Annotated in this window: 20 protein-coding genes and 1 tRNA gene; 11 read left to right on the top strand and 10 right to left on the bottom strand. The window is 58.2% G+C overall.

All coding sequences use genetic code 11. The features are described 5' to 3' along the window. Positions 1–22: 22 nt before the first annotated feature. Together KB892_RS06685 and rplY are read left to right on the top strand one after the other, a co-directional pair. Positions 23–1,780, top strand: a complete 1,758-nt coding sequence (locus tag KB892_RS06685; RefSeq protein ID WP_004144263.1) for a DEAD/DEAH box helicase — start codon at positions 23–25, stop codon at positions 1,778–1,780. A gap of 136 nt (positions 1,781–1,916) precedes the next feature. Continuing rightward, positions 1,917–2,201, top strand: coding sequence for a 50S ribosomal protein L25 (rplY, locus tag KB892_RS06680; RefSeq protein WP_004189006.1), 285 nt, complete (start codon positions 1,917–1,919; stop codon positions 2,199–2,201). A gap of 58 nt (positions 2,202–2,259) precedes the next feature. Here rplY and KB892_RS06675 read toward each other — a convergent pair whose 3' ends face one another. Beyond that, entirely contained in the window at positions 2,260–3,147 is an 888-nt protein-coding gene (locus tag KB892_RS06675; RefSeq protein ID WP_002912983.1) for a LysR family transcriptional regulator, read from the bottom strand. 104 nt (positions 3,148–3,251) lie between these two features. On the opposite strand from KB892_RS06675, the gene KB892_RS06670 reads away from it, so the two are divergent. Beyond that, complete coding sequence (locus tag KB892_RS06670; protein WP_062954990.1) at positions 3,252–4,538, top strand: serine hydrolase domain-containing protein; 1,287 nt, start codon at positions 3,252–3,254, stop codon at positions 4,536–4,538. Between the two features lie 18 nt (positions 4,539–4,556). Here KB892_RS06670 and KB892_RS06665 read toward each other — a convergent pair whose 3' ends face one another. Next, complete coding sequence (locus KB892_RS06665) at positions 4,557–5,153, bottom strand: NUDIX domain-containing protein (RefSeq protein ID WP_004144265.1); 597 nt, start codon at positions 5,151–5,153, stop codon at positions 4,557–4,559. An 82-nt stretch (positions 5,154–5,235) separates the two neighbouring features. Here KB892_RS06665 and KB892_RS06660 point away from each other — a divergent pair, with 82 nt between their 5' ends. Further along, complete coding sequence (locus KB892_RS06660; RefSeq protein ID WP_062954991.1) at positions 5,236–5,997, top strand: DeoR/GlpR family DNA-binding transcription regulator; 762 nt, start codon at positions 5,236–5,238, stop codon at positions 5,995–5,997. Positions 5,998–6,016: 19 nt separating this feature from the next. Here the strand turns inward: KB892_RS06660 and yejK are convergent, their stop codons facing one another. Further along, complete coding sequence (yejK, locus tag KB892_RS06655; RefSeq protein WP_004144267.1) at positions 6,017–7,024, bottom strand: nucleoid-associated protein YejK; 1,008 nt, start codon at positions 7,022–7,024, stop codon at positions 6,017–6,019. 186 nt (positions 7,025–7,210) lie between these two features. Here yejK and KB892_RS06650 point away from each other — a divergent pair, with 186 nt between their 5' ends. From KB892_RS06650 to eco, 5 genes are all read left to right on the top strand, one after another. Further along, on the top strand, positions 7,211–7,438 hold the full coding sequence (locus KB892_RS06650) for a YejL family protein (RefSeq protein WP_004195346.1): 228 nt from the start codon (positions 7,211–7,213) through the stop codon (positions 7,436–7,438). 18 nt (positions 7,439–7,456) lie between these two features. Continuing rightward, positions 7,457–9,217: an LPS biosynthesis-modulating metalloenzyme YejM gene (yejM, locus tag KB892_RS06645; RefSeq protein WP_002912990.1), complete on the top strand. Its 1,761-nt coding sequence runs from the start codon at positions 7,457–7,459 to the stop codon at positions 9,215–9,217. A gap of 76 nt (positions 9,218–9,293) precedes the next feature. Continuing rightward, positions 9,294–9,370, top strand: a tRNA-Pro gene (locus tag KB892_RS06640). A gap of 184 nt (positions 9,371–9,554) precedes the next feature. After that, the gene (locus tag KB892_RS06635) at positions 9,555–10,664 is read left to right on the top strand and encodes an AI-2E family transporter (RefSeq protein ID WP_002912992.1); all 1,110 of its coding nucleotides are present in this window, start codon (positions 9,555–9,557) and stop codon (positions 10,662–10,664) included. Positions 10,665–10,838: 174 nt separating this feature from the next. Beyond that, positions 10,839–11,330 carry a serine protease inhibitor ecotin gene (gene eco / locus KB892_RS06630; protein ID WP_004175048.1) on the top strand — a complete coding sequence of 164 codons (492 nt, stop codon included), beginning with the start codon at positions 10,839–10,841 and terminating at the stop codon, positions 11,328–11,330. 65 nt (positions 11,331–11,395) lie between these two features. On the opposite strand, the gene mqo is transcribed toward eco, so the two are convergent. Further along, entirely contained in the window at positions 11,396–13,030 is a 1,635-nt protein-coding gene (mqo, locus tag KB892_RS06625; protein WP_002912994.1) for a malate dehydrogenase (quinone), read from the bottom strand. A 359-nt stretch (positions 13,031–13,389) separates the two neighbouring features. Between mqo and KB892_RS06620 the strand changes: the two genes are divergently transcribed. Beyond that, the gene (locus tag KB892_RS06620; RefSeq protein ID WP_072159513.1) at positions 13,390–14,550 is read left to right on the top strand and encodes a SulP family inorganic anion transporter; all 1,161 of its coding nucleotides are present in this window, start codon (positions 13,390–13,392) and stop codon (positions 14,548–14,550) included. Here the strand turns inward: KB892_RS06620 and mgtE are convergent. From mgtE to ompK36, 6 genes are all read right to left on the bottom strand, one after another. Further along, a complete protein-coding gene (gene mgtE, locus KB892_RS06615; protein WP_002912996.1) occupies positions 14,513–15,949 on the bottom strand; it encodes a magnesium transporter in 1,437 nt (478 codons plus the stop codon). The genes KB892_RS06620 and mgtE overlap by 38 nt on opposite strands. Before the next feature lie 150 nt (positions 15,950–16,099). Continuing rightward, positions 16,100–17,743 carry a multidrug ABC transporter permease/ATP-binding protein gene (locus tag KB892_RS06610; RefSeq protein WP_004175044.1) on the bottom strand — a complete coding sequence of 548 codons (1,644 nt, stop codon included), beginning with the start codon at positions 17,741–17,743 and terminating at the stop codon, positions 16,100–16,102. Positions 17,744–17,817: 74 nt separating this feature from the next. Further along, complete coding sequence (gene alkB, locus KB892_RS06605) at positions 17,818–18,471, bottom strand: DNA oxidative demethylase AlkB (RefSeq protein ID WP_004140817.1); 654 nt, start codon at positions 18,469–18,471, stop codon at positions 17,818–17,820. Beyond that, positions 18,471–19,535, bottom strand: a complete 1,065-nt coding sequence (ada, locus tag KB892_RS06600) for a bifunctional DNA-binding transcriptional regulator/O6-methylguanine-DNA methyltransferase Ada (RefSeq protein WP_062954992.1) — start codon at positions 19,533–19,535, stop codon at positions 18,471–18,473. The genes alkB and ada overlap by 1 nt, the downstream gene beginning before the upstream one ends. A gap of 73 nt (positions 19,536–19,608) precedes the next feature. Then, positions 19,609–20,661, bottom strand: a complete 1,053-nt coding sequence (gene apbE / locus KB892_RS06595; RefSeq protein ID WP_062954994.1) for an FAD:protein FMN transferase ApbE — start codon at positions 20,659–20,661, stop codon at positions 19,609–19,611. 103 nt (positions 20,662–20,764) lie between these two features. Then, positions 20,765–21,889, bottom strand: a complete 1,125-nt coding sequence (gene ompK36, locus KB892_RS06590) for a porin OmpK36 (protein ID WP_062955002.1) — start codon at positions 21,887–21,889, stop codon at positions 20,765–20,767. A gap of 771 nt (positions 21,890–22,660) precedes the next feature. Between ompK36 and rcsD the strand changes: the two genes are divergently transcribed. Continuing rightward, positions 22,661–25,318 (top strand): phosphotransferase RcsD, encoded by a 2,658-nt coding sequence (rcsD, locus tag KB892_RS06585; protein WP_002913006.1) that lies wholly within the window; start codon positions 22,661–22,663, stop codon positions 25,316–25,318. The last annotated feature ends 2 nt before the right edge of the window (positions 25,319–25,320 follow it).

Genomic DNA, 25,320 nt, shown 5'->3' with positions numbered 1-25,320 from the left:
AGTTAATTAGCCCCGTGAATTCATGACTTTTACATTACGTCCTTACCAACAAGAAGCCGTCGATGCCACCCTCGCCTGGTTCCGTCGCCATACCGAGCCGGCGGCGATTGTCCTGCCCACCGGCGCGGGCAAAAGTCTGGTGATCGCCGAGCTTGCCAGGCTGGCGCGCGGCCGCGTGCTGGTGCTGGCCCATGTCAAAGAGCTGGTGGCGCAGAACCATGCCAAATACTGCGCCCTTGGCCTCGAGGCGGATATCTTCGCCGCCGGTCTGCAGCGAAAAGAGAGCCACGGCAAAGTGGTGTTCGGCAGCGTGCAGTCGGTGGCACGCAATCTCGACCAGTTTCGCAGCGAATTTTCGCTACTCATCGTCGATGAATGCCACCGCATCAGCGATGATGACGACAGCCAATATCAGCAGATCATCGGTCACCTGCGGCAGGTCAATCCGCAGATCCGGCTGCTCGGCCTGACGGCCACGCCGTTCCGCCTTGGCAAGGGCTGGATCTATCAGTTCCATTATCATGGGATGGTGCGCGGCGATGAAAAGGCCCTGTTCCGCGACTGCATCTATGAGCTACCGCTGCGCTATATGATTAAACACGGCTATCTGACGCCGCCGGAGCGCCTCGATATGCCGGTGGTGCAGTACGATTTCAGTCGCCTGCAGGCGCAAAGCAACGGCCTGTTCAGCGAAGCCGATCTTAACCATGAGCTGAAAAAACAACAGCGTATCACGCCGCATATTGTCAGCCAGATCGTGGAGTTCGCCGAAAACCGCAAAGGGGTGATGATCTTTGCCGCCACCGTGGAACACGCCCGGGAAGTGACCGGCCTGCTGCCGGTAGGCCAGGCGGCGCTGATCACCGGCGAAACGCCTGGGCCGGAGCGGGATCGCATCATCGAGGCCTTTAAAGCGCAGGCGTATCGCTATCTGGTGAACGTCGCGGTGCTGACCACCGGCTTCGACGCCCCGCACGTCGACCTGATCGCCATCCTCCGCCCCACCGAGTCGGTGAGTCTTTACCAACAGATCGTTGGCCGCGGTCTGCGCCTGGCGCCGGGGAAAACCGACTGTCTGATCCTCGACTACGCCGGCAATCCGCATGACCTGTATGCCCCGGAAGTGGGGACGCCGAAGGGCAAAAGCGACAACGTGCCGGTGCAGGTCTTCTGCCCAGCCTGCGGCTTCGCCAATACCTTCTGGGGCAAAACCACCGCCGACGGCACCTTGATTGAACACTTTGGCCGCCGCTGCCAGGGGTGGTTCGAAGATGACGACGGCCACCGCGAACAGTGCGACTTCCGCTTTCGCTTTAAAAACTGTCCGCAGTGTAATGCGGAAAACGACATCGCCGCCCGCCGTTGCCGGGAGTGCGACACTATACTGGTTGACCCGGACGATATGCTGAAGGCGGCGCTGAAACTGAAGGACGCGCTGGTGCTGCGCTGCAGCGGCATGGCCCTGCAGCACGGCGGCGACGAGAAGGGCCCGTGGCTGAAAATCACCTACTACGATGAAGACGGGGCGGATGTCAGTGAGCGCTTCCGTCTGCAGACCCCCGCCCAGCGCACCGCCTTCGAACAACTGTTTATTCGCCCGCATACCCGCACCCCCGGGGTGCCGCTGCGCTGGATAACGCCGGCGGATATCGTGACCCAGCAGGCGCTGCTGCGCCATCCGGACTTTGTCGTCGCCCGCATGAAGGGGCAGTACTGGCAGGTGCGGGAAAAAGTGTTCGATTATCAGGGGCGTTTTCGTCGCGCCAACGAGCTGCGTTAATTACCGGAAAGCTGAGGTTTTGATTGCCCGGGTGTCGTTTGGCGGCTATAATGCCGCCCGCTTTTGCATTCGCAAAGCAGATAATCCGCCTGTTGCTGGGTCGCCTGTAGCAGGCTTTATATATAGAGAGACATCAATGTTTACTATCAACGCAGAAGTACGTAAAGAGCAGGGTAAGGGTGCGAGCCGCCGCCTGCGCGCAGCTAACAAGTTCCCGGCAATCATCTACGGTGGCGCAGCTGCTCCGGTTGCTATCGAACTGGACCACGACAAAGTATGGAACATGCAGGACAAAGCTGAGTTTTACAGCGAAGTTCTGACCGTCGTTGTTGATGGCAAAGAAGAAAAAGTCAAAGTTCAGGCTGTTCAGCGCCACGCGTTCAAGCCGAAACTGACTCACATCGACTTCGTTCGCGCGTAATCGCCGATAGCAAGTTGTATGGCAAGCGCCCCGGGGTCTCAGGCTCCGGGGCGTTTTGTTATCTGCGCTGCCAAAGCTCCGGCGCCTCGTGCACGATGTCGCTAAGCATCCGATGCTTATTCATTCCGGGCAGCCAGAGCATCACCATAGTGACGTTCAGCCCCTGACTGCCGACCTCCGTCGCGATTTCACTGACTCCCTGCCACTCGCCTGGCCGCAAATGGTCCGGTAAAAACCCCCAGCCCCTCCCCTGCTCCAGCGCATGGCGCAACAGGGTAATCTCATTCATATACAGCGTATGGCCGGAAATCTGCAGCCGGCGGGCGATTTGATCGTCACTGCGCCGGTGCATCACTAACTGCGGCGTCAACGAAAGATTCAATAGCGTCAGCGGCCGCGGAGCGTCGTGGAACAGGCTGTCCGCCGCGTAGAAACGCAGATCCACGGTGCCGAGCGCCCGCCACTCCATTTCGCTCCCCAGCGTGCGGTTGTTAGCCTGACAAATCGCCATCTCCGCCACGCCATCGCTCAGCGCCTGCTCGGCTTCGCGACGCGAGGCGCTCCAGCAGCTCAGGCGGATCTGCCGTCGGGCCAGGTTATCGGCCAGCGCACAGAGAAATTCACGCGGCACGAAGGGATCGTACACCAGACGCAGCGCCTGCCCGGCGGTTTGCGGCAGCGTTTGCGCAAAAGACTCGAAAGCCTGCGCCTGACGCAACAGCAGATGCGCCTGGCGAAACAGCTGCTCACCCTCGGCAGTTAGCGTCAGGCTACGTCCTTCACGGCTGAACAGCCGGTAGCCCAGAGCATCTTCCAGATAGTCCAGCAGATCGCGCAGCGTGGTCCGGTCTTTAGCTAAACGAATGGCCGCCTGCGACAGGCTGCCGGTCTCAGCAATCGTCGCGAAGGCTTCAATCTGTGCGAATGAGTACTGTAGGGTTTTCATCCTTTTTCTCCCTTAAGGGGGAAAATCCCCCATGTGCTGATTTTAGCCGGCGCGCGCCGATTTATATACTGCGCAGCGAATCTATGGCAAACGAGGAAATGACAATGATAAGAAAACCACTGGCCCTGGCGTTAATATTGGCGGCGCTGCCGGCGGCGGCAATGGCGCAACACTGCGGCAGCCTGACGCTGGATGTCTGCCCAACGCCTTACGATCAAACGCTACCCGCGGCCAAAGACATGCTCAGCTGGGATCAGACTTCACGCGTGATTGGCTTTCGCAATGACTATCGCAACTATATCGGCGATGTCTTCCGCCACGGCGCCTCGACGCCGCTGGAGCGCGCTGAAAAACAACTGACCGATGCCCGCTATACGCTCAACGGCCACACCTGGAATTTGCAGGATTACCTGAAGCGCGAGAACGTCAGCGGTATGCTGGTGCTGAAAGATGGTAAAGTCGCCTGGAAATATCTCGCCGAAGGTAATACCGACACCACCCTGTGGACCTCGCGCTCGGTAGGCAAATCGGTGGTCTCGACGCTGGTCGGTATCGCCATTCAACAGGGTAAAATCCACTCCCTTGATGACCTGATTACCGTTTATGAACCCGAACTGAAAGGCACCGCCTGGGACGGCGTAACGCTGAAGCAGTTGATTCAACACACCAGCGGGGTGGAATGGAATGAAGACTACACCGACCCGCAGTCGCATTTCGCCCGCCTGACCCAGTGTGAAGCGCACCCCGGCGTCTATGCCTGCGTGCGTAAGATCGTCACCGGCCTGGCGCGTCAACACCCGGCGGGCGAGCAGTGGTCCTACTCTTCCGGCGGCGCCTGGCTGCTTGGGGATATTCTGGAGCGCGCCACCGGCATGTCGCTGGCCGCCTGGCTTGAACAGGCTCTATGGCAGCCGGCCGGGATGGCCCACGACGGCGTGTGGCATGCTTATCAGCAAGGGAAGCACGACGTCGGCGCCCACGGCTTTAACGCCACCCTTGAAGACTGGGGCCGCTTTGGTGAATTCGTCGCCCGTGACGGTCGGTTAAGCAATGGCAAACAGCTGGTGCCGACTGGCTGGTTCGATCAAGCCGCCAGCTGGACCAAGGCGCTAAACTCGGTCTCGGCAGCGCATCCGGAGGGTATTTACGGCTATCAGTGGTGGAATAACGCAATTCCGGCGAATGCGCAAAACGTCCAGCCGACGCCGCAGGAAGGGCTTAAAGGGTCGCTGTGGGCGCTGGGGATCTACGGCCAGGTGATCATGGTGAACCGCGCGGAACACCTGGTGATCGTCCAGTGGTCGACCTGGCCGCAGGCGGAACCTTCCTTCAACGCTCAGCCGTTGGAAGCGGCGCTGATGTACAGCGCCATTGCCCGCGAGCTGCGTTAACTCCCCGCTCCTTGCCGCTCAGCCGGCGAGGAGCGTGTCGGCATTCAGCGCCAGGTGTTGCAGCAGGATAATGGTTTTAGCATCCATGATCTCGCCATCGCGAATGGCCTGCAGCGCCCGCGTCAGCGGCCACTCCAGTACTTCAATGTCCTCACCTTCCGCCGCCAGTCCGCCGCCGTCGCCCCGACGGTCATCGGCCTGATATTCGGCGATAAAAAAGTAGAGTTTTTCGGTGACGGAGCCGGGGCTCATAAAGACGGTGAAGACGGGTTCGACACGGGTCACGCGAAAGCCGGTCTCCTCTTCCGCTTCGGCAACGATCCGCGCCTCCGGCGAGGCGTTATCCAACAGCCCGGCAGCCGCCTCAATGAGATATCCGTCGTGGCCATGAGTAAATACCGGAAAACGGAACTGACGGGTCAGGACCACCGTCCGCTTTTCCCGGTTGTAGAGTAAAATGACTGCGCCGTTGCCCCGGTCATAAGCCTCGCGGCTCTGCTCCTGCCAGCGACCGTCCCGACGCAGCAGTTCGAAGGTATATTTTTTCAACGTGTACCAGTTATCCGAGAGCAGCGTCTCGCGAACGTGGCGGACGTGCGGTGCATGTGTTTGCATGTTATTTCCCCTTTGAGGTGACAGCAGGCACCATAACATGCATAATCGTGCACAAACAAGATCATTCGATGAAGGAAAACCGATGCTCGCCAGTCAGAGAAAACAGCAGATCCTCCAGATCCTCACCGAGGAAAAACAGGTGATGTCCGGGGAGCTAAGCCAGCGGTTTAACGTCTCCGAGGACTCCATTCGCCGCGATCTGCGCGAGCTGGCGGCGGAGGGAAAACTGCAGCGGGTCCATGGCGGGGCATTGCCGGTTTCCGCCGCCATTGCGCCAATTGAAACGCGCAAAAGCGTGCAGATCGACTCCAAGCAGGCGGTCGCCCGCGCCGCCGCCGCCATGATCCAGCCGGGACAGGTGGTGATTGTCGATGGCGGCACCACCACCGCGGCGATGATCGGCTTTTTACCCGCCGACCTCAGCTGCACGGTGGTCACCCACAGCCCTGGCATCGCCGTGGCGCTGGTGGACCATCCGCGAATCGAGGTGATCCTGCTCGGCGGCAGAGTATTTAAACATTCGGTTGTCGCCGTCGGCGCCGAGACGCTGGCGGGAATGGCGCGGATCAACGCCGATCTGTTCTTTATGGGGGTGACCGGCGTCCACCCGCGGGCGGGTTTCACCACCGGTGATTACGAAGAGGCAGGCATCAAGCGCGCGCTGACGGCCAGGGCGGCAGAAACCGTGGTAATGGCCTCCCGGGAGAAGCTCAACGCCGCGTCGGCCTTTGCCATCGGCGAGCTGAGCCTCGCCAGTACGCTGATTGTCGATGGAGAACCCGACGCCGCGCTGCGCCAACAGTTGGTGCAGAGCGGCGTGGAGATCGTCCCCGTTCAGCAGTAGCGCCGACGGGGCGCAGGGCTTAATTGCCGCCTGACGTCCGGCGCTGCAGCTGGTCGCGCAGGTTCGGCGGGGTACCCTTAATGGTCAGGGTATCAGTGGCGGGATCCCAGAATACGCGTTCGCCCAGCAGCATGGCGTCGAAGTTAATGGTCAATCCGCCGCCGCTGCCGGCAAACTTGGTCAGCTGACGTAAGGTGCTGCGATCCGCCGGGAAGCTCTCTTCCAGCTCATAGCCCTGCTCAGCGGTGAATTCCTGGAAGCTCTTTTCGCTGACGCCGGCGAGCTCTTTGGACAGCGACTCCAGCTCAATCTCTTCCCCAGCCTGCAGCTGTTCGTTGCAGTAGGCGTAGACCTGCTGGCGCACGTTCTGTCGCTCGGATTTATCAAGCTGGGCATCGGCGGCGAAGTCATCCACCGCCTGCAGCAGGCCGCGGTTCTGCGCTTTGGCGTTAAGCCCTTCGCTGGCGCCGAGGAAATCCATAAAGAAATCGGCCACTTTGCGCCCTACCCGCCCTTTCAGGAAGGTCAGATAGCGGGTCGACTCCGGGTTGGTTTCCCATTCGGTGAGATCGATGCGCGCGACGATATCGGCATGGTTAATATCCAGATAATGGGTCGAGCGGATATCCAGCTCTTCGTTGACGCGCATACTGCTCAGGTTATTGAGTACCGCCACCAGCAGATACTCGACCGCAAGGTAACGATACTGGCAGAAGAGGACAATGCCTCCTTCGGCGAACGGGTATTTCGCCAGCTCATCGCGCAGGCGACCGGTCGCCGCGCGGCTAAACGCCAGAAACTCTTCTTCCCCCTGACGCTGCAGGCGCAGCGCCTGGGCCAGTTCGCTCTCTTCATTGAACAAGCCATAGGCTTTGCTTTTGGCGCTATAGACCCGGTGCAGTTCAGCCATCATCTCGACGACCGTCGCGTTCGGCTCCAACAGTGACTCGCGCAGCACCAGCTCCAGATTTTGTTCATCACGTTTGATTAACTGATGCAGGGCAATCTGGTCGATATCCAGACTCATGTTAAACTCTCCTTTTAGACCGGGCGGTATTCAACCACCGCCGGGTGGCCGACGCAACTGGCGCCACACATTTCGACGTCGTTAACGTCGATTGATGCGCTTTTGCGCCGCGGCGAAAAAATGCGGAAAAAAAGCTGCTGCTACGGTAATATGTTGCCCTTTCACGAACAAACAGATTTTGAGTTTATGCCGCAAATTTCCCGCTATAGCGATCAACAGGTCGAACAGTTGCTCAGCGAGCTGACGAACGTCCTGGAATCACACAAAGCCCCGGTGGACCTTTCACTGATGGTGTTAGGCAATATGGTGACCAACCTGATCAACAGTAGCGTCGCGCCGGCGCAGCGTCAGGCCATCGCCCGTTCTTTCGCGCAGGCTTTGCAATCTTCGATTAACGACGATCCAGCGCATTAAGGATAACAGCAACAGTATATGGTGACTCTACGTCAGCCCTACCGAGAAAAAGTCTCCCAGATGGTTAGCTGGGGGCACTGGTTCGCCCTGTTCAACATGTTGTTGGCCATGGTGCTCGGCAGCCGCTATCTTTTTGTCGCCGACTGGCCGACGACGCTTGCCGGACGACTGTTTTCGTACGTCAGTCTCGTCGGGCATTTCAGCTTTCTGGTGTTTACCAGCTATGTGCTGATCCTCTTTCCGTTGACCTTTATCGTGGTCTCGCAGCGCCTGATGCGCTTCCTGTCGGTGATCCTTGCCACCGCCGGGATGACGCTGCTGCTGATAGACAGCGAGGTTTTTACCCGCTTCCATCTGCACTTAAACCCGGTCGTCTGGGAGCTGGTCATCAACCCTGACCAGAATGAGATGGCGCGCGACTGGCAGCTGATGTTTATCAGCGTCCCGGTCATCTTTTTGATTGAAATGCTCTTCGCCACCTGGAGCTGGCAAAAGCTGCGCAGCCTGACGCGCCGCCGCCATTACGCCCGCCCGGTCGCCTGGTTCTTCTTTTTGTCGTTCGTCAGCAGCCACCTGGTCTATATCTGGGCGGACGCCAATTTCTATCGCCCGATCACTATGCAGCGGGCGAATCTGCCGCTCTCCTATCCGATGACCGCCCGTCGTTTCCTTGAGAAACATGGCCTGCTCGACGCCCAGGATTATCAGCGTCGTCTGGTGGAGCAAGGGGCGCCGGAGGCGGTATCGGTCCAGTATCCGCTTAGCAACCTGCGCTACCGTGACCTCGGCGCGGGCTACAACGTGCTGCTGATCACCGTCGACAACCTGAACTACTCGCGGTTTGAAAAGACCATGCCGGCGCTGGCGGCATTTGCCAAAGAAAACGTTAACTTTACCCAGCATATGAGCTCGGGCAATACCGCCGACAGCGGCCTGTTTGGCTTGTTCTACGGTATTTCGCCTGGCTATATGGACGGTGTCCTCTCGGCGCGTATTCCCGCCGCGCTGATCACTGCCCTCAACCAGCAGGGCTACCAGCTGGGCCTCTTCTCCTCCGATGGGTTTAGCAGCCCGCTGTATCGCCAGGCTCTGCTCTCCGATTTCTCGCTGCCGAGCGCGAAGACCCAGAGCGACGAGCAAACGGCCAATCAGTGGATCGGCTGGCTGGACCGTTACGCGCAGGATGAGAATCGCTGGTTCTCGTGGATCTCGCTCAATGGCACCACCCTCGACGACACGCAGCAGCAGGGCTTTGTCCGCCGCTACAGCAAGGCGGCTGGCGACGTTGATGCCCAGATCGATCGGGTGCTGACTGCGCTGCGCGAAGCCGGCAAACTCGATAATACGGTGGTAATTATTACCGGCGGCCACGGCAAGCCGCTGAATGCGAAACACGACGCGTTCGACTGGTCGCGCGAGCAGCTGCAGGTGCCGCTGGTTATTCACTGGCCGGGCACGCCGGCGCAGGAGATTGCCACCCTGACCGATAACAAAGATGTGATGACTACGCTGATGCAGCGCCTGCTTCACGTTTCGACGCCGGCCAATGAGTACTCGCAGGGAGAAGATCTGTTCAGCGCCGCGCGGCGTCGTAACTGGGTCACCGCGGCCAACGGCGATACGCTGGCCATCACCACCCCGACCATCACCGTGGTCCTCAACCATAACGGCACCTATACCACCTGGAGCCGCGACGGCGAGAAAATTAAAGATCAGAAACCGCAGCTCAGTCTGTTGCTGCAGGTCCTGACTGACGAAAAACGCTTTATCGCTAACTGATTGATTAATTATGAATCAATCGCGCGTGACCCGCTTGCATTCGCCTGGGGAACGGGTAATATTGTTCCCCACGCGTCGGCACGTAGCGCAGCCTGGTAGCGCACCGTCATGGGGTGTCGGGGGTCGGAGGTTCAAATCCTCTCGTGCCGACCAAAAACTCCACAGAAACCAGCCTTTTAAGGCTGGTTTTTTTATGCCTGTTTCCCCTGTTGCCGCCCGCTCGCTTAATTTGTGCCCTTTCTTCAATGTATCGTGAAGATGTACGACTATCCTGATGGTAAATTACGTCGTAGCATCTATTATTCGACCGTATGACTCATAAGCAGGAGCGGATAACATGAGAGTTAATGGACTTACCAAGGGATTTTTCATCCTTATCGTCTTCATTGTAACCCTGGCCTTTTTTGATGTTCTCTCACCCTATTATTCCGCCATCCTTTGGGCTGCGATCCTCGCGGTGATTTTTAATCCGGTCAAAAACAAGATCCGTACCCGCCTCGGCGAGCGCAATGGCCTCGCGGCGCTGATGACCATCGTCATTATCTGTCTTATCGTTTTTACGCCGCTGGCTATCATTCTCTCCTCGCTGGCCTACGAGCTCAACCTGGTGTACAGCAAACTGCAGCATAACGACACCCAGTTTCCGACGGTGGTCGCCAGCCTGTTCGCCCATCTCCCCGGCTGGGCCAGAAGCTTCCTCGCCGATCATAACCTTGATAGCGCGCAGCAGATCCAGCAGCAGCTCTCTGATGCCGCTCTGAAAGGCGGTCAGTATCTGGCCGGCAGCGCGTTTCTGATTGGCAAAGGGACTTTTGGCTTCACCGTCAGCTTCGGCATCATGCTGTATCTGCTGTTTTTCCTGCTGAAGGATGGACCTTATCTGGTGCTGTTGATCCTCGAGTCTCTACCGTTATCAAGCTATGTGAAGCAGCATTTGTTCGCTAAATTCGCCGCTGTGGCCCGCGCCACGGTAAAAGGTACTGTCGCCGTGGCGCTGGCGCAGGGGGCGCTGGGTGGCTTTGCCTTCTGGATCGCCGGTCTGGACGGCAGCATTCTCTGGGGAGCGCTGATGGCGTTTCTGTCGCTTATCCCGGCGGTGGGCTCGGCCATTATCTGGGTGCCAGCGGCCATCTACCTCTTCGCCACCGGCCAGCTGTGGCAGGGCGCCTTTATCGTCGGCTTCTTTGTGATTGTGATTGGCCTGGTGGATAACATTCTGCGTCCACTGCTGGTGGGCAAGGATACCAGGATGCCGGACTATCTGATCCTTATCGCCACTCTGGGCGGCATGGAGATCTACGGTATCAACGGCTTCGTGATCGGGCCGCTGATCGCCGCCCTGTTTATCGCCTGCTGGAACCTGCTGTCGGGACGAGAACATGCCGGCAATACCGATGAAATCGATGAAGAGTTTATTGAGGAAGCGAAAAATAGCCGTAATGAATAGCTTTCCTGGCAGGGGGCTGGCGGCCCGCCAGCGCCTCTGTTGCGCTCTGCGCGGCCGATGTCTTACCAGTAGATAACACTATTCATTTTGCAAAAAATGGTAAATAAATCTTAACATTCAGCTGAGTGATGATAGGCTATCTCTGTCAGGAACGAAAATAAAGGATGATCAACCGTGAAAAAAATCACTACGCTAGCCGTTTCTCTGCTGACCGCCGCCTGCATGTCCGCTGGCGCATTGGCCGCAGACCAGCCGCTGGAAAAAGTCGCGCCGTTCCCGAAAGCGGAAAAAGGCATGAAGCGTCAGGTTATTCAGCTGCCTCAGCAGCAGGATGAGTCGGCGCTCAAGGTTGAGCTGATGATCGGCCAGACGCTGGAAGTCGACTGCAACCATCATCGTCTCGGCGGGGAACTGGAAAGTAAAACCCTGGAAGGCTGGGGCTATGATTACTATGTCTTTGAGAAGCTGAGCGGCCCGGTATCCACCATGATGGCCTGCCCGGACGGCAAAAAAGAGAAGAAATTTGTCACTGCCGGCCTCGGGGATGACGCCATGCTGCGCTACAACAGCAAACTGCCGATCGTGGTATACACGCCGAGCAATGTCGATGTGAAATATCGCATCTGGCGCGCCGACGAGACTATCGGTAACGCCGTCGTCCGCTAAGGCGAACAGCGCAAACGGCATAAAAAACGGCAGCCCGCAGGCTGCCGTTTTTGTCAGAGCGTTTATCAGAGCGCGATATCCGCCATCGGCTTGCCGCCGCTCAGCGGCTTCAGCTCCGCCTGCGGTACCTCATCCACCGCCCCGGCTGGCTCATATTTCAGCTCCAGCACTTCACTGGTCCACGCCAGCGCTTTCTCGATCTCCGCCGGGTTGCCGTCAAGACGAATACCGTAGGTTGGGATGATCGCCTTCAGCTTGGCCTGCCATTCCGGCGAATTGACTTTATCTTTAAACACTTTTTCCATTAGCTGCAGCATGATAGGCGCCGCGGTAGAGGCCCCTGGCGACGCGCCGAGAAGCGCCGCGACGGTGCCTTCATCATCGCTGACCACTTCGGTGCCCAGGCGCAGTACCCCGCCCTTCTTCGCGTCGCGCTTAATGATCTGCACGCGCTGACCGGCCTGCCACAACCGCCAGTCCTCTTTCCGCGCTTCCGGATAATATTCGCACAGCGCGGCCAGACGATCTTTATCTTTCTGCATCACCTGGCTAATCAGATATTTTACCAGATCGAAGTTGTCCAGGCCGACGTTGAGCATTGGCAAAATATTTGAGGTATTCGTCGAGGCCAGCAGATCCCACAGCGACCCGTTCTTCAGGAAACGGGTCGAGAAGGTGGCGAATGGTCCGAACAGCACCACGCGTTTACCGTCGATAATACGGGTATCGATGTGCGGCACCGACATCGGCGGCGCGCCCACTTCGGCCTGACCGTAGACCTTCGCCAGATGGTGGTTCACCACCTCCGGATTTTCGCAGACCAGGAACTGGCCGCCGACCGGGAAGCCCGCATACTCTTTGGCCTGCGGAATGCCGGTCTCCTGCAGCAGGGTCAGCGCTGCGCCGCCGGCGCCGATAAAGATAAATTTAGCTTTAATGACCCGCTTCTGACGACGATTGTCGGCATCCGCCAGGGTGACCGTCCAGCTCTTGTCGGCGTTGCGCTTGAAGCGACGCACCACGGTGCCCAGCTGTAGGGAGAAATTATCATGCTTTTGCAGACCGGCGATCAGCTGGCGGGTAATTTCACCATAGTTGACGTCGGTTCCCACTTCTGAGCGAGTGGCGGCGACCTTTTGCAGCGGGTCGCGGCCTTCCATCACCAGCGGCGCCCAGGCTTTGATCTGTTGATGGTCTTCAGAATAGCGAATACCGCGGAACAGTTCACTTTGCTGCAGCGCCGCGTAGCGCGCACGCAGGAAGTTGACGTTATCTTCGCCCCACACAAAGCTCATGTGCGGCACGCTGTTAATGAAAGATTTTGGTTTGTTCAGGACGCCGCGCGTCACCTGATGCGCCCAGAACTGACGCGAGATATGGAAGGCTTCGTTGATGTCGACCGCTTTGTCGATATTGATGCCGTTGGCGGTCTGCGGCGTGTAGTTCAGCTCCATCAGCGCCGCGTGGCCGGTACCCGCATTATTCCACCCGTTTGAGCTCTCTTCCGCCACGCTGGACATCTGCTCAACCATGGTAATAGACCAGTCTGGCTCAAGCTCCTGCAGCCAGGTTCCCAGTGTGGCGCTCATAATGCCGCCGCCAATCAACAATACATCCGTCTCTTGCTCATGGCGGGTGTTGGTCCGAGTGCTGTTGGGACCAACCGCCTGTGAGCGTGGTACGGCCATCTTTTTATTCATCGGATTTGAGCCTTACTTTACTCGCTGTTTTTATTTAGCGCAGGTGATACGATTCTCACCCCTCACGTTACCACCGAAGCTCAAAAATTTAAATATTGTTTAAATTTTAAGTTCTGTTTTGAGATCCGTTATAAAAATGTTTAATAAATGTATACACCAAATCACTTTTTGTACTGGTGCGCTGACAGATTCCGCGCTATCATCCCTGGTTTTGTGACAGACCGCACGGAAGCAGGGCCTGACACCGCTCCCTCTTTTTTTATAAGCTGCGAACTTTTTTTATGCCCCCAGTTTCTGACCCCGCCGCTTCCGGCAACCTGCGTCCCATCCTCCGCTCCCCGTCTTTACTGACGCGCGAAGTGCTGGCCGGCGTGCTCACCGCCCTGGCGCTCATCCCTGAAGTGATTTCGTTTTCAGTCATTGCCGGCGTTGACCCGCAGGTAAGCCTGATTGCTTCGGTGGTGCTCTGCCTGGCGATGTCAGTCTTCGGCGGACGCCCGGCGATGGTCACCGCCGCCGCGGGCTCGGTGGCGCTGGTGATTGGCCCGATGGTGCATCAGCACGGCGTGGGGTACATTTTACCGGCTGTCATTCTGGCGGGTATTATTCAAATTTTGTTTGGTCTGTGCGGCATGGCGCGCCTGATGCGCTTTATTCCCCCGGCGGTGATGACCGGCTTCGTCAACGCCCTTGGGATCCTGATTTTCTTTGCTCAGGTGCCGCATTTCTGGAGTCGACAACCGCTAATCGTTGGCCTGTTCGTCCTGACGCTGCTTATCGTCCTGTGGGCGCCGCGCGTTATTAAGGCTATCCCGGCGCCGCTGATCGCCATCGTCGCGCTCACCCTCTATACCGCGACCACCGGCCAGCAGCTGCCGACCGTCGGCGATGAAGGGTCAATGAGCGGCGGCCTGCCGGGGTTCACCGCCCTGACCGTTCCCCTGAACCTGACCACCCTGCAGATAATCTGGCCGTGCGCCCTCAGCATCGCCTTTGTCGGCCTGATGGAGTCCTTGCTGACGGCTAAGCTGGTGGATGATCTCACTCATACCCCGTCGAACAAATCGCGGGAAAGCGCCGGGCTGGGTATCGCCAATATCCTTGCCGGCTGCTATGGCGGCATCGCCGGCTGCGCGATGATCGGCCAGACTATCGTGAACGTGGAAATGGGCCGGGCACGCAGCCGCCTCTCAACGGTAATCGCCGGCCTGGTGCTGCTCCTGCTGGTGACAGCGCTCAGCCAGGTGATGGCGAAGATCCCGATGGCGGTTCTGGCCGGGGTGATGGTGATCGTGGCGGTGAAAACCTTTAGCTGGCACAGCATTCGCCCGGGTGAGCTGGCGCGTAATCCGTGGCCGGAAACGCTGGTGATGCTGGTGACCGTCGCCGCGACGGTGGGAACCAGCAATCTGGCGATCGGTGTGCTGGCGGGGATTGTCGCGATGGCGATCATCCCCCGCCGCCTGCGGGCAAAAGCGCAGGCTACATCAGAAACAGCGTCGCCAGACCCAGAAAAATAAAGAAGCCGCCGGTGTCGGTGATGGCGGTGATCATTACGCTGGAGCCGACCGCCGGGTCACGCCCCAGCTTCACCATGACCATCGGAATTATCACGCCCATCATCGCCGCCATCAGCAGGTTGAGCATCATGGCCAGCGTCATCACCCCGCCGAGCTGCGGATCGTCATACAGCCACCAGGTGATGGCCCCCATAATCCCGCCCCACACCAGGCCATTAATCAGCGCAACGCCCATTTCACGCAGGATCAGAAAGGTAAAGCTGCCGGGCTGGATCTGCTGCAGCGCCATCGCCCGGACGATCATGGTGATCGTCTGGTTGCCGGTGTTGCCGCCGATGCCGGCGACGATCGGCATCAGCGAGGCCAGCGCCACCAGCTGTGAAATGGTGTGTTCGAAGCCGTCGATGACCCGGGAAGCAATAAACGCCGTACACAGATTGACCGCCAGCCATGCCCAGCGGGTTTTCACCGCTTTGCTGACCGGGGCGAAGACATCCTCTTCATCGCTCAGACCGCCCATCCGCCGCAGATCGTTATCGGTTTCTTCATAAACCACATCGACGATCTCATCGATGGTCAGGCGCCCGATCAGCTTGCCGTCGGCATCAATGACGGCGGCGCTGAGTAAGTCGTCGCGTTCGAAGGTGCGCGCCACCTTCTCCGCCTCTTCGTGCGGCTGAAAGGTGACCGGGTCGCCCTCCATCACCTCCCCCACCCGCTTCTGCGCATCATTGAGCAGAATGGTCTGCAGCTCCAGCTCGCCGAGCAGCAGCTTGTTACGGGTGGTAACGAACAGCTTATCGGTGTTTTCCGGCATTTTTCCGAGACGCCGCAGATAGCGCTGCACCGCCGCCAGGGTGGCCTCCGGTCGCACCGTAATGACCTCAAACTCCATGATCGACCCGACGCTGTTGTCGGCGTAGCGCATAATCTGGCGAATACGGGCGCGCTTCTCGGCCGGCAGGGTCGCCAGCAGCCGTCCGGTCAGGTTGCGCGGCAGATGCTGCAGCAGGTAAACCTGTTCATCGATATCCAGCGGCTGCATGGCCTGCAGCAGCTCGGGGTCGCTCATCTTGTCGATCAGGTCGCCCCAGACGTTCTCTGAGGCCTCCAGCAGCACTTCGCCGCGTTTATCGTCGGGCACCAGGCACCATAGCGCGGTGCGGGCGTCATAGGGAAGCGCTTCCAGCGCATCGGCGAGATCCGGCGGAGGCAGATGCGAGACCAGCATTTCCACTTCGGCCAGGTCATCGGCCAGCGTCCCTTCATCATATCGTTCAGCCAGCGTCAGTTTGCCCAGCAGCGCGGAAGTCACCGCTTTATCGGTGCTCAAGAGCCAAATCAGACGGGCGCGCTCTTCGTCACGCAAGCGGGCGCTTTTTTTATGCAAAACGGACATCGATCGGGCAATCCTTTTGAGAATGGTGAGCCGGCCTGCGGGCCGGAAGCCTTAAGCATAGCGCGAGGAGGGGGAAATAATAACCGTCAGCGATGTAGACGCTGAAAATTTCAGCGGCGCCCGGGCTTTTCCCCGGGCGCGTGGCGATTGTCAGGCCGTACGGGCCACCGCATCGCGGGAAGCCTGTTCCCGCTCTTCGCCGGTAAGTTCGGCGAGCTGGCCGGCGCGCATCTCCAGCAGACGATCGGCGTGCTGGAAGTAGTGATCGTCATGGCTGATGGCGAACACGGTTTTGCCCATCTGCTGCATCAGCGGCAGCAGGACCTGGTAGAACTCGCGGCGGAAATGCGGATCCTGATCCGCCGCCCATTCATCCAGCAGAATGATGTCCCGGGACTCGGCCAGCGCCAGCAGGAGCGCCACGCGCTTCTTCTGCCCTTTCGACAGCCGCAGGTCGGCGATTTTTCCGTTCTCCAGCTGCAGCTTGTGAGCCATTTGCAGACGCTCCAGCCATGTCGCCACCAGCGCCGGATCGGCCTCCTCGCCCTGCGGCCCGAGCAGGCGGTCAAACAGCCAGACGTCGGTAAACACTGCGGAAAACAGTTTGCGGTACTCCTCTGGCCTCTCCGCCGCCAGCGGCTGGCCGTCGACGAGGATCTGACCGGATATTGGCTGGTACAGGCCGGTCAGGAGCATCGCCAGCGTTGACTTGCCGCTGCCATTGCCGCCTATCAAAAACACCAGCTCGCCGCGCTTCAGCGTCAGATTAAGCGGCCCTACCGCAAAGCGCTGGTCCGGATAATGGAAGGTGACATCGCGCAGCTCCAGCGTCTGCCAGTCAGGATGCGCCTGCGGCCGGGGAAAGTCGGCCCGGTACGGGGCGAGGGAGAACTGACGCAGCTTGTTAAACGCCACCTGGGCGCTGAGCAGCGTGGGCAGCGCGCCGACGGCGGAGAGCAGCGGCGTGCGCAGAAACAGCAGCGTCAGGGAATAAGTCGCCGCCACGGCGGTATCGGCCCAGCCGAGGCTGTTGGCCATCCAGAATACCAGCCCGATGGCGCCAAGCATCATAATATTCGACCAGTTGACCGCGCTGAGGTGGAAGGTATCGGCGCGAACGATATGGTGCCGGTACTCCCGGGCGTCCGGGAGGTAGAGCTGGTTAAACACATACTCCGCGCGCTCGCGGTTGAGGGTCAGCTCTTTACGCCCCTCCAGCACCGTCTGATAGTCGTGATACAGTTTATCTTCCGTTTCGCGCAGGCTGGCCATATGTTTGTATACCCGCGAGACCAGCACAAAGCCGCCCCAGATGGTGAGCGCCATCCACAGCGCCGTCACCAGCATCATTTTTCCTGACAGCCAGGCGAGGTAGGCCGCGGAGCCGAAGGTGAGAATGATCCCCTGCACCAGCTCCGGCAGGCGCACAAAGGCGATGGTGATATTGCGGATATCGCTGGTCAGCCCGGCAAGCAGCGACGCGCTGCCGATCTTCTCTACTTGTTCAATCTGGGTATCGAGGATGCGTTTAACAAACTCACCGCGCAGACGATAGACAAAATGGTGGCCGAGGGTGGTTAGCGCCAGCTGCGAACCCAGGGTCACCGCCATCAGCAGCCCCAGCAGACCAAGAAACTCCGGCAGGACCCGCAGCGAGGTATCGACAGAGGTAATCAGACGCAGGTTAATGAAAGCGATTAAGCCGATACCCAGCGCGGCGCTGAGCAGGCTGAGAGCAATAACGCCCAGAAACGGCCAGCGGTACTGGCGCCAGACGAGAGAGAGAAGTTCCATAACAGGCTATCCGCAAAAGCAAAACAGCCAGCAGTTTAAACGGCTCGCCGATGACATCAAGAATAATTCTTATTTTAATACTGGCGACCGCCCGCCTGTCGGAAGGTGAGATTGTAACGACAGTCGCCCGTTTCCGGATGATGCCCCGCTTTCAGCGGCTGAATGCCATGATAAAACAGGCGCGACTCGCCGCCCCAGACCACCACATCGCCATGCTCCAGCAGCAGCCGCTGCAGCGGGTCGCTGCGTTGCAAGCCGCCAAACTGAAAGATAGCCGGCAAGCCCAGCGAGACCGAGACAATCGGCGCCCGCAGATCCTGTTCATCTTTATCCTGATGCAACGACAGTTTTGCGCCAGGACAATAGCGGTTAATCAAACAGGCGTCGGGGGAAAACTCCGGGTAGCCGCCGGCGGCGGCCGCCGCCAGCGCCAGTTCATGAAATACGGCAGGCATCGGCGGCCAGGTTTGATCGGTTACCGGGTCGACCGGGGCGTACAAATAGCCGTGGCGATCGGTAGTCCAGCCCAGCGCGCCGCAGTTGGTCATGGCGACCGACATGGTGTACCCGCCCGGCGTGACCATCTGGCGAAACGGCGACTGACTGGCGACGTCGGCTATCGCCTGCAGCAGCGCCGGGGCGCGTTCGCGGGCAAATCGCCGCAGCACCACCGCGCCGGGGGCCAGCGGCTCCTGCCACGGTGGGGTATCGCTAAACAGATCGAGCATTACTCCTCCTCATATTGGGCCTCGCGCGCCAGCAGCTGCGCTTTTCGCGCCGTTCCCCAGCGATAACCGGACAGGGCGCCATCTTCACGCACCACCCGGTGGCAGGGAACAATCACCGCCAGCGAATTCGCCGCGCAGGCGCCGGCCACGGCTCTTACCGCCCGCGGCTGGCCAATATGCTCTGCCACCTGGCGGTAGCTGCGGGTCTCACCCGCCGGGATCTGCCGCAGCGCCTGCCAGACCTGCAGCTGAAACGCGGTGCCCTGCAGATCCAGCGGCAGCGATACCGGCCGCCGGCTGTCGTCGAGGTGGGCGAAAATCTCGGCCATCTGCTGACAAAAATCGGGGTCGCCTTCACGCAGCTCGGCATTGGGAAAGCGCCGGCGCAGGTCGTCGAGCAATGCCGCATCGTTATCACCCGGCAGCACCGCGCAGACGCCGCGCTCGCTCTGCGCCACCAGGCAACGACCCAGCGCGCAGTCGCCCGTGGTCCAGGTTACCACGGTGGCGGCGCCGCCGCGGCGAAACTGGCTGGCGGTCATCCCTAACGCTGCGTCGGCCTGGCGATAATAGCTGCTGCTGTCGGGAAAACCAGCCGCCAGCGCGGCGCGGGTCACCGGTATCCCCTGCTCCAGCGCTTCCCGCAGGCGCTGCGACCGCCACGCTTGTTGCCAGGCTTTAGGGGTCATGCCGGTGACGGATTTAAATAAACGGTGAAAATGAAACGGGCTCATCGCCAGCTGGCCTGCCAGCGCCTCGAGGGTCAGGGGCGCGTCCTGCTCCAGCAGCCGACAGGCCTGCGCCACTTTGTCGACCCTTTGCTGCTGCGGGTAGTCTTTATCCGGTTGGCAGCGTTTGCAGGGGCGGAATCCCGCCGCCACGGCGGCGGCGACGTCGGCAAAAAAGCGTACGTTTTCCCGCCGCGCGCGCCGCGAGCGGCAGGAGGGACGACAGCAGATGCCGGTGGTCAGTACCGCAAAGACGAACTGACCATCGGCCCGGGTATCACGTTCGCAGACCGCCTGCCAGCGGCGATCATCGGTATCGGCAACTATCGGTTTCATGACGGGTCTCCAGCTGTAAGTGTACGCTCAGTCTGTGGTAAAGCCCGCAGTAAAAAACCCGCAATCTTGCTTTTTAATTTTTCTCGCTGACAAGGAAAGTGCGGAACTGCGGCGACATCCAGGTTTTAAAACCCTCTCCTTCTTTAACGATCATGTAGACCGCCAGCCCCTCCTCGCGCACCACCTGCTGCGCTTTTTCCGGCCCCAGCACCATCAGTCCGGTATCCCAGCCGTCCGCCTCCAGCGCCGTTGGCGCAATGACGGTCACGGAGACCAGCTTATGGGTTATCGGCTGCCCGGTCTGCGGATCGATAACGTGCGAGATGCGTTTGCCATCGAGTTCATAGTAGTTGCGATAGCTGCCGGAGGTGCTGATGCCGTGACCATTGATGTCGACAATCGCCTGAACGGCGTTTTCGCGGTCGGTCGGTTTCTGGATCGCTACCCGCCAGGGCTTGCCTTCGCCGTTCATCCCGCGGCTGACCAGCGCCCCGCCCACCGACACCAGATAGCGGGAGATCCCCTCCTGCTCCATCAACCGCGCGAGGTGGTCGGCGGCATAGCCTTCCCCCACGGTGGAGAGGTCGACAAACAGATCGGGAATATCTTTTTGCAGGAACTGCCTGCCGCTCTGATTGATAACCTGTAGATGCTGCAGGCCGGTGCGCGCTTTCGCCGCGGCGATCGCCTGCGCATCCGGGGTGGTGACCGGCTGTTTATCCGGGCCAAAGCCCCACAGGTTGACCAGCGGCCCTACGGTAATATCCATCGCGCCGTGCGTTTTGGCGCCAATCCGCAGCGACAGGGTGACGATATCCGCCATCGCTTCGCTCACCGGCCAGGGTTCGGTAGTGGCGGCATGATTGAAGCGCATCAGCGCTGAGTCGTTTTTCCAGGTCGACAGCAGGCGATCGTCGGCGTCCAGCTGGGCCTGAACCTTGGCGCGCAACGCCTGGGCCTTTGCCTCATCCACGCCAATGACGCTGACCCGCCAGAAGGTGCCCATCGTTTTGCCATCCAGCACGGTGGCCGTCGCGGTGGGGGTCGCAGGAGTGGTAGCTGAATCGCAGCCAGAGAGCAGAACGCAGGCGCCCAGAAGCGCGGCGCGAAAGAAAGTCATATCCATTAATCGAGGCTCCTCTTACCAGGGCGACAAGAGTATACCAGCGAGGTTAAACCGGACATAAAAAAAGGCGCCAGAGGCGCCTTTTTGTTATGCAGCTTGCAACTTAGAACTGGTAAACCAGGCCCAGTGCAACCACGTCGTCGGTAGAGATACCAGCGCGACGAGTGAAATCGTTTTCGTCCAGCAGGTTGATTTTGTAGTCAACATAGGTGGACATGTTTTTGTTGAAGTAGTAGGTCGCGCCAACGTCAACATATTTCAGCAGGTCCTGGTCGCCGTAACCTTCGATGTCCTTACCTTTAGACTGCAGGTAAGCTACGGACGGACGCAGACCGAAGTCGAACTGGTACTGAGCAACCACTTCGAAGTTCTGTGCTTTGTTAGCAAAACCGCTAATAGAATCAGATTCTCCGTTGCCGCTGAAACGAGTTGCGTTGTAAGTCTGGGTGTACTGAGTCGCCAGGTAAATGTTGTTGGCGTCGTATTTCAGACCACCGGTGTAGGTTTCAGCGTTGTCGCCACGGCCTTTATCCAAACGATTCTGATCGCCGTTACGTTTGGAGTGCGAGTACGCGAAACCAGCGCTGATGCCATCATAGATGTCATAGGTCAGAGAGGTACCGAAGCCGTCACCGTTCTGTTTCAGAGCGCCACGACCGTTGTTGGTCGGAGAAGTACCTTCGCCGCTGACGCTGCCGTTTTTACCCTGATACTGCAGAGCAAAGTTCAGGCCGTCAACCAGACCGAAGAAATCAGAGTTACGGTAGGTTGCAACGCCGTTAGCACGGGACTGCAGGAAGTTGTCAGAACCGTAGGTGTCGCCGTCGCCGCCGAATTCCGGCAGAACGTCGGTCCAGGACGTTACGTCGTATACTACGCCGTAGTTACGACCGTAGTCGAAAGAGCCCGCGTCGCCAAATTTCAGGCCTGCGAATGCCAGACGAGTCCATGCCTGATCGCTGGAGCTTTCAGTGTTGTTCGCCTGAACGTTGTATTCCCACTGGCCGTAACCGGTCAGCTGGTCGTTGATCTGGGTTTCGCCTTTCACGCCTACACGCATGTAGGTCTGGTCGCCGTCGACGCTCTTGTCGTCAGAGAAGTAGTGCAGACCGTCAATTTTACCGTACAGGTCTAATTTGTTGCCGTCTTTGTTATAAATTTCAGCCGCATTTGCTGCGCCTGCTACCAGCAGAGCCGGTACCAGGAGGGACAGTACTTTAACTTTCATGTTATTAACCCTCTGTTTGTTATATGCCTTTTATTATGCCACTGCTTACTGATTACCCTTCTAATCAGTCGGCTATTTCATTGTGCTGCAAAATGCAGAATAATCCAACAAGAATATGATACTAAAACTTCTAAGATGTTTCAAAGTTCCCACAAGATGTTTCAATTTGTAAATTTAGCGGAACTTTTTTCACCGCAAAATGGTCAGGGAAATACGCACTAATCATCAAAAAAAATATTTAACCTTTTATAATCAAAGTGATAGTCGACAAGATATCTATAGCACTGAATGGTAAAACAAAATGATCATTGGTGGCTAAAATAAGAGTCGCTATCATCATTAACTTTATTTATTACCGTCATTCAGTTCTGAATGTCTGTTTACCCCTATTTCAACCGGATGCCTCGCATCCGGTTTTTTTTACCCTTCTTTACACAACTTTAATTTATCTGTGCTAAGGCTAATGATTCCCTAACGACTATTAATCAATCAATTAGGCCATCAGTGGTGCATATTCTGCCAATGTCTTGTTATTTCGTGCGATTCTTCCCTTTTGTTTCCGTCAATATCGTCGCCGGTTAACCTTCCCGGCGCGGTTTCATTTACGCTTCGTTTCTAAGATAATTTCTGGGCGGCATCGCACCGCTGGCGCCAATCTGTAGTATGGATTTACGCCATTAGCCTTTATACTGCCAGCAGCATCTGCTTTGTTGCCAGTTACTCTGGCGCTACATCCTGTTTACAAACAATGATGAGTCGTTCAGCCACAAGATGACCCCGAAAAAATTCTCCCTGATCCCCGGCAACATCAGCCGCTTCTTCATTTTGATGGTTATTGTCCTGCTGGCGACAATGGGGGTGATGATCCAAAGCGCCGTCAATGCCTGGCTGAAGGAGAAAAGCTATCAGGTGGTTGATGTCTCCCACGCTCTGCACCAGCGCATTGACGCCTGGCGCTATGCCACCTGGCAGATCTACGACAATATCGCCGCCACCTCAGTCAACACCGCAAGCGGCGGTCTGCAGGAGACGCGTTTAAAACAGGACGTTTACTACCTGGAGAAACCCCGGCGTAAAACCGAAGCCCTGATCTTTGGCTCCCATGACAGCTCCACCCTCGAAATGACGCAGAAAATGTCCGATTATCTCGATATTTTGTGGGGCGCGGAGACCATTCCGTGGTCGATGTACTATCTCAACGGCCTGGACAATAGTCTGATCCTGGTCTCCACCCTGCCGTTGAAGGACCTCTCTTCGAGCTTCAAAGAGTCAACGATCAGCAGCGTCGTGGAGTCGCGGCGCGCGGAAATGCTGCTGCAGGCTAATACCCTTGATGAGCGCGAGACGTTCTCGCCGCTGCGCCATCTCGCCTGGCAGAACGCGCACTATTTTACGTTACGCACCACCTTCAACCAGCCCGGACACCTTGCCACGGTGGTCGCCTTCGACCTGCCGATTAACGATCTGATCCCGCCCGGCATGACCATCGACAGCTTCCGTATCGAGCCTGACCCGTCGCAAAATCTCGCCACCACGCCGGATAAAGAGAGCGCCGATCATATCGGGATCACCTTTAACGGCATGCAGATTGACATCGCCACCGACATCAGCACCACCGGTATGCAGTTGCTGTGGACGGTACCAATGAGCACCATGCTGCTGGAGTCCATGCAGAACATTCTTCTGCCGCTGCTGCTCAACATTGGTCTGCTGGCGCTGGCGCTGTTTGGTTTTACCACCTTTCGCCACTATAAAGGACGCAGCCATTCGTCTGGCGCCGGGCTCCCCTCCGCCGCCAACAGCGAACTGCGTCTGCTGCGCGCCATTAACGAAGAGATTGTTTCTCTGCTGCCGCTGGGGCTGCTCGTTCACGATCAGGAAGCCAACCGAACGGTTATCAGCAATCCAATTGCCGACCATCTGCTTCCGCACCTGAATCTGCAGAACATCACCAATATGGCGGACCAGCATCAGGGGGTAATTCAGGCCACCGTCAATAATGAGCAGTATGAAATCCGCCAGTATCGCAGCCAGGTAGCGCCGCGCACCCAGATCCTGATCATCCGTGATCAGGACCGCGAAGTGCTGGTCAATAAAAAGCTCAAGCAGGCCCAGCGCTTGTATGAGAAAAACCAGCAGGGACGGGCCGCCTTTATGCAGCACATCGGCAGCGCCCTGAAGCAGCCCGCGCTGACGCTGGCGGCAGAGGCGGCGGCGCTCAGTAGTACAGAGAATCGGACGCTGGCCCAGCATGCCGATGAGCTGGTCAAACTCATCGATGACATTCAGCTCGCCAATCTGCTGGAAAGCGATGCCTGGAAAACCAACCAGACGTTGTTCTCGGTGCAGGAGCTTATTGACGACGTCGTGCCGGAAGTGCTGCCGGCGATGAAACGCAAGGGTCTGCAGCTGCTCATCAACAATGCGCTCCCGGCCGGCGAGCAGCGCTATGGCGACCGTGAAGCTCTGCGGCGCACGCTGGTGCTGTTAATCCAATATTCAGTGACCACCACGCCTATCGGCAAGATCACCCTCGACGTCTGTCAGGATGAGTCGGCCAGCGATCGCCTGACCTTCCGCATTCTGGATACCGGCAACGGCGTCTCGGCAAACGAGATCGACAATATGCACTTCCCGTATCTCAACGAGACCCAGAGCGACCTGTACGGCAAAGCAAACGCCCTTACCTTCTGGCTATGCGACCGCATGACGCGCAAGCTGGGCGGGCAATTGACCATTAAAGCCCGGGAGTCGCTGGGGACGCGCTATACCCTGCATCTGAAAATGCCGGCCAGCGAAGAGGCGCCAGAGGCGGGAGAGCATTTGCTGGATGACGTTATCGTCCTGCTGGATGTGACTTCCAGCGAAGTGCGGCGGATTGTCACTCGCCAGCTGGAGAGCTGGGGAGCGTCCTGCATCACACCGGACGATCGGGCGACCAGTCAAGCCTTTGATCTTTATTTAACGGATAATCCGTCTAATCTTACTGCTTCAGGCTTGCTTTTAAGCGATGATGAGGTCGGGATACGCAAGATCGGCCCGGGCCAACTGCGGGTCAACTTTAATATTAGCACGGCGATGCAGGAGGCTATCCTGCAGCTTATTGAGCAGCAGCTGGCGGAGGAGGCGGTTCAGCCCGTCACCTCAGGAAACGAGAGTAACGCCGAACTCCATGCCAGCGGCTATTACGCACTGTTTGCCGATACGGTACCGGATGATGTTCAGAGATTGTATACTGAAATCGAAGCGGGCGATTTTGCTGCTCTGGCGCAAACCGCCCACCGCCTCAAAGGGGCATTTGCTATGCTTAATCTGATACCCGGCAAGCAGTTATGTGAAACGCTTGAGCATCTGATTCGCGAAAAGGATGCGCAAGGCATAGAAAAATATATCAGCGACATTGACGCTTACGTCAAGAGCTTGCTGTAGAA

The organism is Klebsiella sp. P1927 (genome assembly GCF_018204675.1).
In the GTDB taxonomy this organism is placed as follows: Bacteria; Pseudomonadota; Gammaproteobacteria; order Enterobacterales; family Enterobacteriaceae; genus Klebsiella; species Klebsiella pneumoniae.
The sequence above is the reverse complement of the archived record's forward strand: the minus strand, read 5'-3'. Positions and strand labels throughout refer to the sequence as shown.

What these genes read in the sequence shown, in the direction of transcription:
- rplY (WP_004189006.1), top strand. Translation starts at nt 1,917, where the DNA reads ATGTTTACTATCAACGCAGAAGTACGTAAAGAGCAGGGTAAGGGTGCG.
- KB892_RS06685 (WP_004144263.1), top strand. Translation starts at nt 23, where the DNA reads ATGACTTTTACATTACGTCCTTACCAACAAGAAGCCGTCGATGCCACC.
- rcsD (WP_002913006.1), top strand. Translation starts at nt 22,661, where the DNA reads ATGACCCCGAAAAAATTCTCCCTGATCCCCGGCAACATCAGCCGCTTC.
- KB892_RS06665 (WP_004144265.1), bottom strand. Translation starts at nt 5,153, where the DNA reads ATGCAAACACATGCACCGCACGTCCGCCACGTTCGCGAGACGCTGCTC.
- KB892_RS06650 (WP_004195346.1), top strand. Translation starts at nt 7,211, where the DNA reads ATGCCGCAAATTTCCCGCTATAGCGATCAACAGGTCGAACAGTTGCTC.
- ompK36 (WP_062955002.1), bottom strand. Translation starts at nt 21,889, where the DNA reads ATGAAAGTTAAAGTACTGTCCCTCCTGGTACCGGCTCTGCTGGTAGCA.
- alkB (WP_004140817.1), bottom strand. Translation starts at nt 18,471, where the DNA reads ATGCTCGATCTGTTTAGCGATACCCCACCGTGGCAGGAGCCGCTGGCC.
- KB892_RS06670 (WP_062954990.1), top strand. Translation starts at nt 3,252, where the DNA reads ATGATAAGAAAACCACTGGCCCTGGCGTTAATATTGGCGGCGCTGCCG.
- KB892_RS06635 (WP_002912992.1), top strand. Translation starts at nt 9,555, where the DNA reads ATGAGAGTTAATGGACTTACCAAGGGATTTTTCATCCTTATCGTCTTC.
- mgtE (WP_002912996.1), bottom strand. Translation starts at nt 15,949, where the DNA reads ATGTCCGTTTTGCATAAAAAAAGCGCCCGCTTGCGTGACGAAGAGCGC.
- KB892_RS06610 (WP_004175044.1), bottom strand. Translation starts at nt 17,743, where the DNA reads ATGGAACTTCTCTCTCTCGTCTGGCGCCAGTACCGCTGGCCGTTTCTG.
- KB892_RS06675 (WP_002912983.1), bottom strand. Translation starts at nt 3,147, where the DNA reads ATGAAAACCCTACAGTACTCATTCGCACAGATTGAAGCCTTCGCGACG.
- mqo (WP_002912994.1), bottom strand. Translation starts at nt 13,030, where the DNA reads ATGAATAAAAAGATGGCCGTACCACGCTCACAGGCGGTTGGTCCCAAC.
- apbE (WP_062954994.1), bottom strand. Translation starts at nt 20,661, where the DNA reads ATGGATATGACTTTCTTTCGCGCCGCGCTTCTGGGCGCCTGCGTTCTG.
- KB892_RS06660 (WP_062954991.1), top strand. Translation starts at nt 5,236, where the DNA reads ATGCTCGCCAGTCAGAGAAAACAGCAGATCCTCCAGATCCTCACCGAG.
- yejM (WP_002912990.1), top strand. Translation starts at nt 7,457, where the DNA reads ATGGTGACTCTACGTCAGCCCTACCGAGAAAAAGTCTCCCAGATGGTT.
- ada (WP_062954992.1), bottom strand. Translation starts at nt 19,535, where the DNA reads ATGAAACCGATAGTTGCCGATACCGATGATCGCCGCTGGCAGGCGGTC.
- yejK (WP_004144267.1), bottom strand. Translation starts at nt 7,024, where the DNA reads ATGAGTCTGGATATCGACCAGATTGCCCTGCATCAGTTAATCAAACGT.